Genomic DNA, 15,678 nt, shown 5'->3' with positions numbered 1-15,678 from the left:
TGCTTCTTTTTTTATTGCAATAAATGAGTACGAATAACGTCAAATACATTACCTGCTATCTTGATCGTTACGGTTGTTTGCTTAACTGCACCGTTACTCCAATATGAGGTGAATATGAAGTTATAGTTCCCATCCGGAATATCTTTGAAGTTTGGCTGCCACATGCTGCCTGACCATTTCAATTTATCCGTAGAAGTAAGATCCTGATTTAAACTTTTCGCGGCAAAGTTTACAGAAACCCTTGTGGCTTTAGTCCAGCTTGTAGTCGTATCGGTAAGATCAGAAAGTAGATCAAATTGCTCTCCTGCCCAGAACCAACTCACCGGCCTGTCTGGATCAACGCTCAGATTGTACTCCAGACGTTTTCGTTCCCAATCAGAAGTGTGTTTAACCTCTGCGGCAATTCCTAGTGGATTCACTTGGAATGTTTTTGTTTTTACAACAGGTGCAGCCTGACCGTCGCTAATCGTTTGAGTTACAGTGTACAATCCAGGAGTTATTACCTTAAATGATGGCCCAGTGTTAGGGTAAGGCGGGTTAAACGTATAGTTTTGATCCACAATCTTAACGTTTGAAGGATCTTTTACCTCATACCTTACACTTAGCGTATCGTTTTCACCATCTCCCACACCTACAGATGCAATGTTTACGGTATCTGATTCGTAAATTGGCATTGCTGGATTGTTTGCATCGTAGGTGTAAATTTTAAAATCACCGAATGGAGGAGTGTTGGTATTGATATAAAAATATTTAGCACTGCTCCAAGGGCCCCAATCGTAACCATCATATGCCCTTACCTGAATGTACATATTCACCTTTTCTGGAAGGTCACTGTTAGGGGTCCAATTAGTAATACTTCCAGAAACTTCACCTGAGTCAAGCTGCAGAACACCACCATATCGGTATATCCGAACTTGAAACTTTGATTGTGCATCTGTGTCAGGATCCGAGTAGGACCACCGGAAATTGGGCCTCAAAACATAATATCTTTTCGGGTTACTTGAGTCGGTTGTAGGAGGTTCTGTTACATCCGTGAAAGGCAGCCGGTTGTTAATTGAGACCTGCAGCTGATAAGAAGCGGTTGCCCCATCGGAGTCCGTAACGACCTGTCGAATGTTAAACGTACCTAATGAACCGAAAGTTTTCACCCAATTCGTTCTTGATGTACTCACAGGTGTTTCAACGCCATCGAGCACGTTTTTAATGAAGTACATGTGCTGAAGATTTTCCCGAGCACCGTCCTCTTGGTCATGTGCCGTTGAGTTGAACGTCACAGGAACCCCTCTGTAAGTGTTTGTGTGTGTCGTTGTAAAGCCGGGTACGGGTGGATTGTTTGGTGGCCCTAGTCTACCGGAAGTAATAGTCTTCACTGTCCAGTCACTCAAAGCACCATACTCATCTTTTACAGCCATCCCCACCTCATAGGTACCGATTTCTTGAGGACCCGTAAGCTTGCCACTTACATAATTGCCACTAGGAGTAATGTAATAGTACATTCGCTCCATGATTCCTCTTGTAGCAAGATAATCAATGCCGGTAGGTTCGTTTGAGTAATAAGAGTTATTCTCATAACGATCCGGGTCGCGGCTATAATCTGTCCAAGTGATTTTACCGTTTGCCTCTTGCGTGAGAGTAAAATCAGCTATTGGCCGCCTGTGAACCGTCACTTTTTTCACAAATTCATTTGATGTCTTCCGATATGAATCAAACACCATACTCGGCGTGAGATACGACGGATTAGGATCATCCTTGGCCCTTAATGTTACAAGATAATCTCCTACTTTATCAAAAGTGAGTTGTGGCGAAGAAAAAGTTTTCCCATCCAGAGCTGATAAGCCTTGGTTGTTAATAAATCTTACTGTATGTTTCAAACTCCACTGATAGGAACCCGCAACAGGGTCATTCTCCGGATCAATAAATGAAATATTCTTATATTGCACTTCTGCTTTTGCCTGTGCACCGTCCCAAATAGCGTATTGATCCGACCAGCTTATGTTTTCTTGAACGACCTTATATCGAATGGGACTTAACGTTACAAAAGACTTATCTGCAAAATAGCCAAATTTTCCATCTGTGAAGCTGCTGTCAGTCGCACTTAAAATCGGAATGCTATTCATCCAAAGATCGATCTTATCTCCAACAAATTTTAATCGGAACAGATAGTCTGTTTGATCTTGCATTGGATAACTGCCATTAGCGAGGACAGTACGATTCCCATTTATATATTTGACTATTTGAAGACTGTTTCCATTCGTCTCTACGGCATACCGATTACGCGGGTCCTGCATCCTAAATGACATTCCTAAATATTCTTGGTCGTAGTTGACTTCCAACATATTTATTCCAAATCTAATTTCCGCATTAGACAGAGTATCGGATGAGTAAAATTGACCCTGTGTAAATGATTTAACAAGTTTTGGTGAAGTAGTCGGTGGACCATATGAAATGTTCAGGTTAGCTTGACTTGTACTACCGGAATATGAATATGGTGAATTCATTGATACATATACACCATCACCAAAATATTCTCCAAAAACTTGGTGCCCGCTGTTACAAGGAACTCCTGCACTACCTACATTATTTCCCCAAGGGTCAAGTATTTTATTTGACCCCGTTAATTCGCCCGGACAGCTTGGGTTTTCCATCGTTGTTCTATTTCCTTCGGCGGTGACGGTTGAATTCGGCCCCAATGACCTGTCACCCCAATTAAAGCTATACTCCGATTTGCCCATATCTGCCCAGCTACTATTCGTGTAGAAAAATTGATTAAAGTCTGGGTCTGTAGAATTTTTAATAGCCTTTAGATTCCCATTATTTCCATCCAGTACTGCCAGTGCTGCAGCACCGGTTGGAATCACGTCACCGGGTTTGTAGTAATTGTAATAGTACTTTGCATACACTTCGTTAGTAGCATGGTTGTATACAACATCATTGTAGTCGTCACTATACGTGAAACCTGACATAAATAAACCTGTGAAGTACTTATAAATTGGTGTTGTATCTCTTTTTAAATATTTTCTCCATGCAACCGTATAGTCAGGGTTATACTTTGTCACATTCAAGTCAAATTGATTGGTGCCTCCCCAACCTGAACTTGTAGGATAGTAAAATTGATAATTATACATTGCTCCTGTTGCATCTGGAGTAAAATCGCCAAAGTGATATTCTTTTGTTCCATTATAACCGTTTAAAGTTGATGCATCTGGACCCAACGATGGACGAGATAGTAATACATTTCTTACAATCTGCAGATCCGGAGTAACTTCAACAATTCGTGGAGCAGTATATCCTTGAGAGTGGTCATAGTTATTTATTAAAACCAAATTCTCACCTTTGGTATATAAGAGCTTATAACTATTGATACCGTCTGGAATATTAAAGTTTGTATCCAGGGAGCTCTTTATCAACTGGCCAGTAAATGCATCATGCACCGCTAGTTCAACAAGGAACGTCGAAGTTTGCCATGATCTTTTTACATAGATATACCTTTCCCCCAGATCCCAACTTTCTACGAACTGCGGTGAGGCATACTCACCATTAATATAACGATAAGTCGGCTTCTTTAGAATAAATGCGTATGGGCTTCCACCTGTGTACCGATAATTAGCATACATTGCATACGGCTTAAAATACATTTCTACAGGAGATAGCTTTTTAGGATCCACTGCGTAGATTTTCATTTGACTGTCCTTGTCATTAAAGCCAGGTTCTGAGAAATAAACAAGTTTCTTATTTGATCTAATCTTGAATTTGAAGTCCATCAAATAGTTATTGAATGAAATCTTATTATCATCTTCGTCCAACATAGGTACTGAAACAGTGCTGCTTGTCGTCGATCTCCATGGGGACAGACGGTTGTTTCCGTAACCGTTATTTGACATAGCGAAACTCTCGATCGATTGTTTATTCTCACTGAATCTTGTTTGTTCCCACCAGTGAACTGGCGTTGTCTGGGATCCAAAGTTCCTGCCTTCACCACTAACCAGCTTCCCATTTTGTACTTTCCAAAGTTGCTGCTTGTTTTTAACTTGGTTTAGCTCATTTGGCACATAGAGAGGCCAGTTAAACATTTGGCTTGCGGTTACTGTCGTAAAAGGATCCAGGTCCGGTTGAGGATTCTTACCTTCGAGCTCAAACGAAACTTCCGGAGCATTATTAACAACATCCAGCGTAAGAGTTGATTCAGCCTCGTCTAAAGTATCGTCGAATTTGCCATACTCTTCTGTTGCCTTTAAATAGAAGAGATATTTACCGACTTTTGATGGTTTAAAGTTTGCTTTTGCCAAGGTACCACTCAATGCCTGCCATTGGTCATCAGCAAATCCATTATTCTCATCATCGTATTTATACTGATATTCTGCTCTTGTGATGGCATCACCATCGGGTGACGTAGAATTATTGATAACAGAGATGGACTGTTCCCTAATGCCTATAGGCGGAACTGTTAATTTAGCCTTTGGTGGCAGATCAGGTTTAACAGTAATTTCGCATGTGCCAGGTTCAAGTGATTTTAATCCTTCGCTATCATACACATGAAGTTGGACTACTACTTTTATGTTTTGGTCAGTTCCGTTTACATAAGATGTGCGTTTATTGATCCATTCATCTTTCGTATGGTCTATGGTTCGGCCCATTGGACTTCTACTTTGGATGGACAAAAATTCATGCTGCGGTACAGGATGATTTTCGACTACTGGAGCGGGACAAGTTGGAATTGCAATGGGGTTAGGTGGTACAACATTGATGTAAGTGCTAGCGGTCGCGCTTGCCCCCCATTCATCCCTCATCATTCCTGTTACATTATGCCACCCGGCTGTATTCATGGTCACATGATGCCAACCATCCCCGTACTCTTGTGCTTGTGAAGGGATACCCTTAATAAAGTTATTTCCTTTTTCAAAATCAAATCCCATAAAATACAGTGAATCCCCATCAGCGTCATAAGGTGTTGGGACGCTTGGGTCATCAATGTATATTAAATCGAGAACTGCTCCCTGCACCACTTCATTTAATGGCTTAGTACGATCGTTTGGATTAACAAACCCAATCTTAAATTGAGGGGGAGTGTTTGTTGAAGGACTTGTTACAGTAAGGTATTTCGGTCCTATCCAGTTTGATTCGCCGCAGGTTGTCTTTATTTTCATACTTACTAAATGAGATCCAACACCAATGTTCCATGGATAATTCGCCGATGTAAATGTGGTATCAGATTGACTGGTGTACCAGGGGGAAATATATGTCCCGCCTCGTTCAATTTTGTATTGATGTGAAATATATGTACACCTATCCAACTGAAAGTCCCTAGGATGTAATGTAAACGATTGTCTATATTCAATCGTATCCGGAACAACATCAAAGTCACCGGTGAAAGCAGCCGGTGGTGCGTCTCCAGGTGAGAAGACTTTAGAAACTTCATTGTTTTGCTCGGATTCCTCAACAATAGAATTTGAGCTATCTACGTACATTGTAAAGGTTTTAGAGCCAGCCAATGTGAAAGTATAATTAAATGGAATGCTTATGGTTTGGCCGACATCAATAGAAGGTATACTTTTTAAAATGACCACAGTTGACCCTTGCATGACTTTAACGTTAAACGGTGCGGTAACTTTCAAGCCTGTATTTTTGAAAGTAGCAGTAAAAGAGGCTGCTGTTCCAATTTTGATTCCTGAGTTTGAAACTATATCTAGCGCTACTAAATCAGGCTTATCTGCATTAATTTTTTTATATGTCACTTTTAATTTATAGGTGAGTTTGTATGAAATCCCTGACCATTCGGTATCTGAAATGAAATTATAAGTTCTTCCTTGAACATTTCCATTCGAATAAGGTTCAACCACGTAATCTAAATCAGGAATATTATGTCCTGCAGTCATAGGCTTGTGCAGTTTTATGTAACCATTGCCATCCTGTCCTTTTCCAACGTAGTCGTAAACGATTCCCAAATTCGACTGTACAGCTTTTGCTGAAGTTATTTTAATTGAACTTGGTTGAATGTATTGTACATTAACATCATCCCCATTAGGATCTTGGAAAGCAACTGGTGGGGGTAGTGTATCAGACCAAGCTGCTGCACTACCATCGATATACCTTAATTTTGCAGGAATAGTCGTTCCGCTATCATCCTTTACTGGAAATAAACCTGGATATTGAGATATCCCTCCAGAAATTGTAGAAGGATCCGCTGTAAATATATAGCTTTGACCATCAACCCCAGTTCTCCAAGTACGTCCCGAAGAATCCCTCCATATAGCATGATACATATTTGATTTCCTGAGTCCCGTTAAATTAACCGGGTCACCGTTAATAGCAGGTATTTCTATTTGCTTTGTTTGGGAATTATAAGAGCCTAATTGTCCTTTATTTATTGTATTGTTTTTAGTTAATTCCCAAGTGTCTATCTCATATCCTGGATACTCAATAATTGGAATATTTAGAGGAAAAATCTCAGTTGGATGATATTCTTGAAAACCAGGTGAAGGGGTGTAAGTCACCGTGGGGAAATTTTGATCGTTATAGTTTGCGAACAATATGGATGTAGTTATCGTAGTAGCGATCAGGAATAAAATCGTGATCGCTACTGCTTTTTTATTTCTTAACCATGAAAAATTCATTTTTATCTACCTACTCCCCAAATATCCTGCCCTTTGGTGCAAGTTCAATTCGTTTTTGAGAGGATGACCAATCAAAGTACCAGAACGGCCAATTCTTTTCTTTGAATTCAGCAATTTTATTTTTGCTAATGGTTTCTAGGTGCCAGATAGTGATTTTATTCTTTTTATTAAGTAAAAGCGGTTTATTACCGTCGTCAAACGGTGAGAGCTTTTCCATATCTGGAGGAATAATGGCAGGAGCAACATACGGATGTGACAAAACATAATGGAAGTAAATGTAGCCTTTAGGAACTATAGCCGTGTTTTCCATAGTAACATTCCAGGCTAACACATATGAGTTTTTACCGTTATCGTTCCCATCTAATAAACCAGGCACAAGATTCTTATATGGGCTGCTTGGATCATCCATATCAATAATTAGTACCTGATTGAAAGTACCTTTAACAGCTGGGGAAAAATCAGCGGATTGTGGGAGAGTGTTCATTCTCGCCCCCCACATTGTCTCTAGGTTAGATCCCCTATACTCAACTTCTGCATAGGATGCCGCCCTCTTGTCGACCGGTAGTTTAGTACCTTCCTTTAACTGCAACATCCGGTCAATCACAACAGCAGCTTGAGCACGGGTTGACTTTTCACTCTTACCAAGCTCTCCGTTAGCAACACCTGTTATGAAGCCACGTTTAGTTGCCTCATACATAAGTTGTTTGTCCCCTGCACCCTTTAATGACGGGTCCAAGGCACGGACCGCCATTCTTGCCATCTCTAAACGAGTCGAAGGTTCCTTCCAATTGCTAAAGTCAGTATTCTTATAAATCCCCTGTTCTGTTGCAACCTTTACATAAGCTTCGTACCATGCCCCCTGAGACGTTTTCTCAGGTATACTAAGCCCAGCTGTTAAAACTACCATTTTTAGAAATTCTGCACGGGAGACATTCGCTTCCGGATTAAACTTGTTACCTGGTAGTCCGTTGATAATCCCTTCATTAGCCACTTTCGTAATGGAAGCCGATGCCCAATGAGTATCCTTTACATCGTTAAATTTCGTTAAGGACGTCATAGAAGCAGCACTAGACGTACTACAACCAGTCACAAGAATTGCGCTTATTGCCAAGCCTATCATCCATTTTTTCTTCCTCATTTTTCTCTCTCCCTTAACTTTAAAAATATGGATAAAACTTCTGGATCAAACATATGAGAATCCTTGGTTATTATATTGAGTGCATCTTGCTTGTTCAAAGCTCGTTGATACGGTCGGTTTGTTGTTAAAGCAGAGTAAGTATCAGTGATAGCTGCTATTCTCCCTGCAAGGGGAATTTCCTTTCCTTGTAACCCTAATAGATATCCGCTGCCGTCATATCGTTCATGATGATATAAAGATATATCGAGTATCACCTGAGGTAAGTTAAGCTTTTTCAACAAGTTATACCCATCCTCTACGTGAGCGTGCAAAGATTTCCTCTCCTGCGGACTTAAAGCTTTATTACTTTTCAAAATTTTGTCGTGCATGCCGATCTTACCAATGTCATGCGTTAGTGATCCTAAGTAATACAGCATTGCGTTCCTATTATCGCATTCCTTCGCAAGCTGATAAGAAAGTTCTGCCATAGACAGTGAATGTTTTGCGGTTACTTTATCTCTAAGCTGGAGCATGTCAAATAATAGCTTAATAGTTTCCAGAGTGGATTCCGCTACACTGCTAAGTCTCTTTTGGAAAACAGTTTGCTCTGAAAGTGTAGTATCTATTTTACTCACTCCAACCCCCCACAGTTGTATATATACTAACTAATTAACTAACTAATATCATTATATACCAATATTACTCAAATCCATAATAAAAAATGTTACTTTTTAAAGAATCTCAATTCCTGTACACCGGTTATTAATAGCCTTTCATCTGATAACAGACCGATCCCATCATGGTCAGCAGCAATGATGGAAACTACGGAAGGTCCCACTATGCTTTCTGTAATTTTTCTGCTTATTTCATTTGGCTGGCCGGCGTTCTCGGTAATGTTACAAGTTATGCTTTTCCCTAATGAACTGTAAGAACACGACGTAGAGCCACCAAGTAAATTCACTAATATAGAATCTTCATAGTTTATGTACACAAGTTCCTTAACCTCTACCGTAGAATCAGTAGGAAGCACACTTGTTGCCAAAGCCTTGTTATTGTTATCCAAATGGAGGTTTTTTCGTAAGTATATATAAAACATATCTTGGGCTTTTTTCCCGTTCGTTGTGATATCTAACCGAACGAGTCCTTTAGATAAGCTGATTTCGTCGATAGACAGAGATGCAGCATGCAGAGCATTGTTAAGGTAGTTTTTGATTTTATTTTTTTGAGTGGAGATTCGGGCAAAATCGATTGAAATAACCATTGCGGATATACAGAACACTAGCGCAATTAATGAACACAGCATAATTGAAATGCCGCCCCGTTGGTTATTAATAATGGATAGCATGAATTTATTCGTAGGCTTCACTACGACCATACCCTTCAAGTTTAAAATATCCGGATTCCTCCGTTGATGTTGCTCCAAAAAACGCTAATATTCTTTGTAGATTGCTTGCGGGGTATTTGATGATAACTTTAACTGTCGGATCCGCATCATCACGTAATACTTTATTTCTTGTACTTCCTGTAAAGTCCGGGTATGTGACTCCATTTTTTACCGTAGGAGAAAACCCTAGTGCATCAAGTTTCTGGAGTGTATCGTCTATGATAGCTTGTGACAGAACCCCTTCTGCTTTTACCATCTGAAGTGCCCGGTCCTGGACATCATCTAGTTTCCCTTGCCGCATCAAAAAGACGACAAACGTAATAATAATCAGTGTTATACATAAAAATGTTGGCAGTATAATAAGTAATACCAACATATCAGACATACCTCTTTGGTTTTTTATAGGTCGCTTTATATAATGAAACAGTTTATGCATCACTTTCTCCCTTTCTAATAAAAAGAGAGGGAACCCCCTCTCCATTCATTTATTAACCAGGTTCATAACCGTTCTTTCTTACTTCGCTTTTCATTCGCTCATAGCCATCTTTTAATGAATGGTTTATACCTGAATTTCCAGTAAAAACCCAGACACACAACCCAATTACGATAATAGCAACCACAATCATTACGGGCAATTTCTCCATTCATTACACCTTCTTTTATTGCGGTCTCGTTTGAGTTGCGCCGGGAGCTGCGGAGCCATTATAGTCGAAGTTGGTAATTCGTTGTTGTACATCAGTTGATCCGTTAGTTAGGCCCGTGTTAATCCCATTAGGGTTATTAAAAATCCAAAAGCAAACTCCTACGAGAATAATTACCATAATAATTCCAACTGCCATTTTGTCCATGTTATAGTTCCTCCCTATTGTGGTCTAGTTTGTGTAGCACCTGGTGCCGTCGATCCGTTGTAATCAAAGTTACTAATTCTTTGTTGCACATCTGTTGAACCATTAGTAAGACCAGTATTAATTCCATTGGGATTATTGAAAATCCAGAAACATACTCCTACCAAAATGATGACCATAATGATTCCAACTGCCATTTTGTCCATTTTTATTCTTCCTTTCTATTACTACTGAGATGTGGCATCTTCAATCTTTACCTTAATATTTTCGGCCCCATTATCCAGACCTTCCCCGATCCCATTGGGGTTGTTAAATATCCAGAAAGTGACCCCCATAAGGATGATTGCAGCGATAATACCCACAACAAGTTTGTCCATAAAGTCTCCTTTCCTTAAATATTTTGGCTGAGTATATCTATAAAGCCTTTGTACCAAGGCATCAGTACTAAGGCGACGGCCACGATAAAGGGAACCATAATAATAAAGGTAACACGCAGAGGGGATACCTCTATTTTCTTTTTTATATGAAAGTCTCTCATGGTATCAATATTCCGGATTTGTTGCTGAAACAATTCGATTAATCTGTCTTCCGGAGCATTCCATGAAGCTAAAAGCGTATTTGTCACCGGGAGAATTTCATTAATTCCTATCTTATCTGCGAATGTATGAATGGCCTGTCTTGGGTTTTCCATCCAATCAATCAGGAGCTCGTCAATATGCGGCTTAAGGATTTTACATACTCTTCCCGCCCTTTTGATTGCATAATAGAGCGGAGTTTTATCCGTAATGCAGACGACAAGCCGGTGTGAAAATATAACAATCTCTGCTGCAAGCATTTCTTTTCGCTTATTTGCTATTAATCTAAGGAGCACTAATGGCAATGCGTAACCGGATACGGTGCAAATGACAAAGACTATAATTGGAAATTGCATCGATCCTTGCATCGCAACTTTTATCTCGTATAATGCGTAAATCATGAATGCTGCTCCAAGTGGGAATAGCAGCTGGGCCAGTCTTACATGGAAAGCTGTCCATCCCCATGGGTGGCCGGAGACCTTTAGGAGCCGGTTGATCTTAATATTTGACAGCTTATTATTTTCCTTTAAAATAAGGCTTTTTAACGAGTCAGAATTCTTCCGCTTCCTGCGCTCGCGAACTGCAGAAGTTCTAATTCTGCGTTGAAATTTAAAAGAAAATAATACCGGAAATACGATCAATGCAACCCCTATGGTAAATAGGATGAACAAAGCAAAGATCATTGTATCCTCTCCTTTCTACCGGAATTTTTTCCTTCCCATTTCCAGGGCCCCAATAAACGATATAAAAAGAACTAATATCGATAAAGTAACAATCTGTATTCCCTGTCTATCTTCAAAGTAATAATGATAATTTTTGGGATCCATCTTGATGTTGAACCAAACTATAAAGATTGACAGGATGACCATTAGCAGCGTACCCCACTTATAAATGGTCAAGACCGTTATCCTCTTTTCCTCGTTGTACATTGCGTTTTGCATTTCATTAATTAGCTTAAATAATGAGGAAGTTATATTTGATCCAGTTTCGATATGGGTTATTAGAATGTCGGCGAAGTCTTCTGCCCATCCATTCCCTACCCTATTCGAAAATTCAATTAGTGCTGTCGATGGATGTTCCCCGGTCTGTAAATCAAGTACCAGACGATTCCACTCCGATTGTATTTCGAAGGGTGCAGTTCTGGCAGCTCTGTAAATCGCCGTCACTAAGTTTTCTGAATCGGTAAAATAACCAATGAAATTTTGGACAGTGGGCATCATTACAGATGCCATCTCAAGTACTTTTTTCTGATATCTTGACCACACAAACAGAAGCGGGATGCTAGATATTAGAGTTGCTATCAGTATGTTATGTATTGGAGACGGCATAATCCTATAGGTTGCCAAGATCGTTACAAAAAAGAGGAGAAAACAGATCGTAATCATAGTTATGGGAGCTATTTTCATCCCTGCAATGCTCATGTAGCGATCAAGTGACTTGAGGAGTTTATGATCGAGCAGTGTGGGTTTCTGATCATTCCCGCTTTTGCTCTCTTCTCGGCGCTTTTTGTAAAAACGACTACGGCTATAAGATTGAGCAACTATTTGCAAACGACTAAGTATGGGAACGACGATGAGCAGCATTCCCAACAGGAACAAAAGGAAAAAAGATAGTTCTATAAAAGTCATTCTAATAGACTCCTAATTGCTTGAATTCTTCGACGGTCGCTCCGTATGACATCATGTGTTCCATCAAGCCTTCGCTGATTTTATGGCCAGTTCTTTCCCATGATTTATTCTGATGACTCCAAACAAAGATGGGTTTTAGCTCAATTCCGCGCTCACTTGGAACGATTTCTGTAATTTCAGTCATCACCCGTCGGTTCTTATAGTCATTCTCCTTAACAAACCGTTGATAGATAACAATATTAAAAGCACGGCCAATACGATTTATAAGCATCTGATCATCATGTGTTCTTCCATCCTGCTTTACCATATCCATAATGTCAGTTAGAATCATGTCGCGATATTTAGAGTGGAGTGATACTAAGGAATCATGTCCTCGAAGTGCTGCTTGAACTGCTTGCGATGCCTCAGCACCCCGAATTTCACCTATTATGATTCTGTCAGGACTCTCACGCAACAATGGCTTAAATGCCTCTTCCATCGTAATATTTAGATCCGGCACTGCCTGAAAAGGAACAATGTTTCTTCCAGGTAGGCGGTCATGAAGCATCATTTCAAACTCAGTTTCTAAAGTTAATATCCGCTCCATAGTAGGTATTGCCTTTGCCAAAGCATATAATGTAGTTGTTTTCCCTGTCTTTGTTCCACCTGCAGCTATAATTGAGGCATGGTATCTTACTAAAAGTTCAAGGAAACTAGCCATTTCAGTGTTTAATGTTCCTTTTTCCACCAATGACTCTAAGCTTGGGTCCTTAAGGATAAAGTTTCGGATTGTGATGGTTGGGAACGCGGAATACGGCGCTTGGGTCATAGTTAATCGAGCCTTGTTGTACATATACGTGTGGCATATTGGTCGATTTTCACTTATTCTTGCTCTACCGTACAATGCTAATCTTTCTTGTAGGCGTATGACCTGCTCAGTAGAATCAAATTTCCTGGAGTATTTTAGGGAAACCCCATCCTTCATAACATAAATGTCGGTGTCATTAACTTGAACTTCCTCTACGTCTCTTCCTTTGTATAAGTCTTCGATATACATCGCACCTACCGTGAGGGCAAATACAGCGTCGCTCAGACTCATCCTATCCTGAAGTTGTCCAATAGTTGCATATAACGTTTTCTCATGTATGATCTGTTTGATGAGTGCTTTAATTTTTTCCTGAGCAGAAGGATTCCCTAAACCGGCTTGATGTAATAACTCTTTATGATCATCTTGATCACCGGCCGGACCACTATATGACTTTAAATAGTCCTGAACAATGCTAATGACTTCCTCCAGTGACCGATGTTCATAACCTGACTTTGAATTCTTGGTATTGTTTTTTTCCCTATTTGGGTTATCCCTCTGCATATGTTCAATTACACTGTACTTGGAACGAATTTTGCGATGTGGCAGCAAGCTTCTCACCCCCTTTTAAGAATTCTCTTATACCATTTCCCTCGTAATTGGGTTGAACCATCCAATTCAATGTCCAAACGGCTTGCAAGTCCCAAACAAAACTCTTCAATGCTCTGCTTAAACGGAGTTACTTCTTCATGATCCGTCATAACTAATGGGAGCCCTTCATTTATTGCCTTGATACCCATTCCATTCCCAACGTTAGGGACGTTTGCCACGATCTTTGTCCCCATACTTCGCTCGATGGAGAATGTACTCATGGCTTCTTTACTATCTCTGTTAAGTATGAGTTGAAAATCTTTTTCTGAAAATCCATGGTGGTGCCACACATTCGTGAACCAATCGTGCCAGGAAGATTGGTAGCTTGTTACTATAGGCTGCACAACGACATATCGTTCGTCTGCTTCTTTGGCCACTTTCACTGTCGCAGCCTGATCAGGAAATGTATGAATATCAATGAGAACTAAGTCGAATGTCTCACGAGCTACCTTGATTAAGCTTTCAATTTCTTCAAGAGTAAATTTTTCAGCCCATTCCCTTCTTTGTATGCCGGTCAAAATGTATAAGTTACCAAACGATTTATCCTGGTCACATGCACGTAATAGCATATTGCTGTCAAGCGAACCCGAGTCACAATCAGCTTGTATGACCGAATACCCTTTGTCCATCTTAAGGCCGAGATGGTCCCGTATTTCGGGACTTTTTAAATTCAAATCCACTAGTATTATCTTTTTATTTGTTTTGGCCGCAATAGTGTAGGCTGCCGAAATTGCTATCGTTGTTGCCCCATCCTTTGGCGCTGACGACATAAAAGAGATAACTTTCCCTTTGTCTGCCTTCTCCTTTACAACGGGCTTATTAAGCACACGAGCTCTAATTTCTTTAGCTAGCTCGTCGAGTGTTAATAAACTTGGAATAATGGAAAATTTAAGATCAAGTGCTAATCGTTTAATAATTTCCTTGTACAACGAATCAGTTTGTTCTGAGATGATAACAATTAGCTTGGTATTCGGGGAGGTTGCCTGTAGTAAATTAGAAATCCAAAACCATGGGTAAGTGTTCTGATATAGCTCTTCATCAACCACTAAGTAATCCAATTTATCCCCCTTTGCAGTGAGTTGCTTTTGTAAGTCGTTTTGGGCAAATGCAGTATGTATTTCCATTGATCCGGCCAGAATCGAGCTAATGGTATCCGCTGATTGTGGTCGCGACATTGCAATCATCACATTCATTTTGCAGCCTCCTCATGAGTGTCGTTTTTATCTAGGCCTGTAACTGCTCCCTGGTTTGCTGCTGCAGAATTTGTAATAGTTCCAATCATACCTCCAGTAGATAAACCAAGCTTAAGTTTACCTCTCTTTGTCCCCTCAACAACCTTTTGATATTGCTCATCATTCATAATGAAAGTGACGTACGCTGGTTGACCATTGGGATTACTACGATAGGTATCGCTATTCCGTTGATCTCTTTTTTCATCCGTCATTAGTGGTAAGTTAGTATCTTTTACATCAGTTACTAGGGCACCATCAGTGGTTTTAATTGATGCCACAGTTAGGTTATCGACCAGCTTTTCTGCATATATTTTTCTTCCATTTATGTTGGCAGATTGTGGGGAGTTAGGGTCCACTTTAATCTCATTGCCCATACGGTCCACAATTTTAGGCGATTCGTATTCTACCCATGCGGAGACACGATCACCCCGGCGAATCATGTTATTGGCTGTGGTGACGATGTTCGCTTCGAATGCCAGGTATTCTTCTCCCTCTTTCGGAACTAAATATTCTTCATCAATTTTCCACAAGGCAATCTCCTCGGAAGCACCAATGGGGACAATGGCCCGCTTCCCAACAATTTGATCCATGTCAGTTAATGTATTATCCATATGTTGAACTGTTGGAATGGTAACTCTCCTCAGCATATCTGGCGTAATTAATTCGTTAGCATGAATCATTTGTTTAGGTTTGATTGTTGTCATGGTTGTAACATCCACACGATATGAAATCATGTATTTCATGAAACCATAACCGCTGCTTCCAACGATGATGAGACCAAGAACAATGATAAATAATGATTTCTTCATACAGTTCACCTTTCACACGGCAGTAAAGAAAAGCGCTATGGG

At 40.1% G+C, this 15,678-nt stretch carries 14 protein-coding genes; all 14 read right to left on the bottom strand.

Annotated features, from left to right (window positions below):
- Positions 1–11: 11 nt before the first annotated feature.
- Positions 12–6,611 carry a CARDB domain-containing protein gene (locus tag ACFSUF_RS20140; protein WP_377605924.1) on the bottom strand — a complete coding sequence of 2,200 codons (6,600 nt, stop codon included), beginning with the start codon at positions 6,609–6,611 and terminating at the stop codon, positions 12–14.
- Positions 6,612–6,621: 10 nt separating this feature from the next.
- Positions 6,622–7,749, bottom strand: coding sequence for an S-layer homology domain-containing protein (locus tag ACFSUF_RS20135; protein WP_377605922.1), 1,128 nt, complete (start codon positions 7,747–7,749; stop codon positions 6,622–6,624).
- A complete protein-coding gene (locus tag ACFSUF_RS20130) occupies positions 7,746–8,363 on the bottom strand; it encodes an HD-GYP domain-containing protein (RefSeq protein ID WP_377605920.1) in 618 nt (205 codons plus the stop codon). The genes ACFSUF_RS20135 and ACFSUF_RS20130 overlap by 4 nt, the downstream gene beginning before the upstream one ends.
- 89 nt (positions 8,364–8,452) lie before the next feature.
- Positions 8,453–9,094, bottom strand: coding sequence for a hypothetical protein (locus ACFSUF_RS20125; protein WP_377605919.1), 642 nt, complete (start codon positions 9,092–9,094; stop codon positions 8,453–8,455).
- Complete coding sequence (locus ACFSUF_RS20120) at positions 9,078–9,548, bottom strand: hypothetical protein (RefSeq protein ID WP_377605917.1); 471 nt, start codon at positions 9,546–9,548, stop codon at positions 9,078–9,080. Before ACFSUF_RS20120 ends, ACFSUF_RS20125 begins: the two co-directional genes overlap by 17 nt.
- Before the next feature lie 52 nt (positions 9,549–9,600).
- Positions 9,601–9,756: a hypothetical protein gene (locus tag ACFSUF_RS20115; protein WP_377605915.1), complete on the bottom strand. Its 156-nt coding sequence runs from the start codon at positions 9,754–9,756 to the stop codon at positions 9,601–9,603.
- A gap of 15 nt (positions 9,757–9,771) precedes the next feature.
- Positions 9,772–9,960 carry a hypothetical protein gene (locus tag ACFSUF_RS20110; protein ID WP_377605913.1) on the bottom strand — a complete coding sequence of 63 codons (189 nt, stop codon included), beginning with the start codon at positions 9,958–9,960 and terminating at the stop codon, positions 9,772–9,774.
- Between the two features lie 14 nt (positions 9,961–9,974).
- The gene (locus tag ACFSUF_RS20105) at positions 9,975–10,163 is read right to left on the bottom strand and encodes a hypothetical protein (RefSeq protein ID WP_377605912.1); all 189 of its coding nucleotides are present in this window, start codon (positions 10,161–10,163) and stop codon (positions 9,975–9,977) included.
- A 21-nt stretch (positions 10,164–10,184) separates the two neighbouring features.
- Positions 10,185–10,334, bottom strand: a complete 150-nt coding sequence (locus ACFSUF_RS20100; RefSeq protein WP_377605910.1) for a hypothetical protein — start codon at positions 10,332–10,334, stop codon at positions 10,185–10,187.
- Positions 10,335–10,348: 14 nt separating this feature from the next.
- Positions 10,349–11,215 carry a hypothetical protein gene (locus ACFSUF_RS20095; RefSeq protein WP_377605908.1) on the bottom strand — a complete coding sequence of 289 codons (867 nt, stop codon included), beginning with the start codon at positions 11,213–11,215 and terminating at the stop codon, positions 10,349–10,351.
- A 15-nt stretch (positions 11,216–11,230) separates the two neighbouring features.
- The gene (locus tag ACFSUF_RS20090; protein ID WP_377605905.1) at positions 11,231–12,160 is read right to left on the bottom strand and encodes a type II secretion system F family protein; all 930 of its coding nucleotides are present in this window, start codon (positions 12,158–12,160) and stop codon (positions 11,231–11,233) included.
- 1 nt (position 12,161) lies between these two features.
- Positions 12,162–13,556 (bottom strand): ATPase, T2SS/T4P/T4SS family, encoded by a 1,395-nt coding sequence (locus ACFSUF_RS20085; RefSeq protein ID WP_377605902.1) that lies wholly within the window; start codon positions 13,554–13,556, stop codon positions 12,162–12,164.
- A 5-nt stretch (positions 13,557–13,561) separates the two neighbouring features.
- Entirely contained in the window at positions 13,562–14,788 is a 1,227-nt protein-coding gene (locus ACFSUF_RS20080; protein ID WP_377605900.1) for an AAA family ATPase, read from the bottom strand.
- The gene (locus ACFSUF_RS20075) at positions 14,785–15,636 is read right to left on the bottom strand and encodes an SAF domain-containing protein (RefSeq protein WP_377605897.1); all 852 of its coding nucleotides are present in this window, start codon (positions 15,634–15,636) and stop codon (positions 14,785–14,787) included. Before ACFSUF_RS20075 ends, ACFSUF_RS20080 begins: the two co-directional genes overlap by 4 nt.
- Between the last annotated feature and the right edge of the window lie 42 nt (positions 15,637–15,678).

This window comes from Paenibacillus gansuensis (genome assembly GCF_042684925.1).
Classification (GTDB): domain Bacteria; phylum Bacillota; class Bacilli; order Paenibacillales; family DY6; genus Paenibacillus_N; species Paenibacillus_N gansuensis.
The sequence above is the reverse complement of the archived record's forward strand: the minus strand, read 5'-3'. Positions and strand labels throughout refer to the sequence as shown.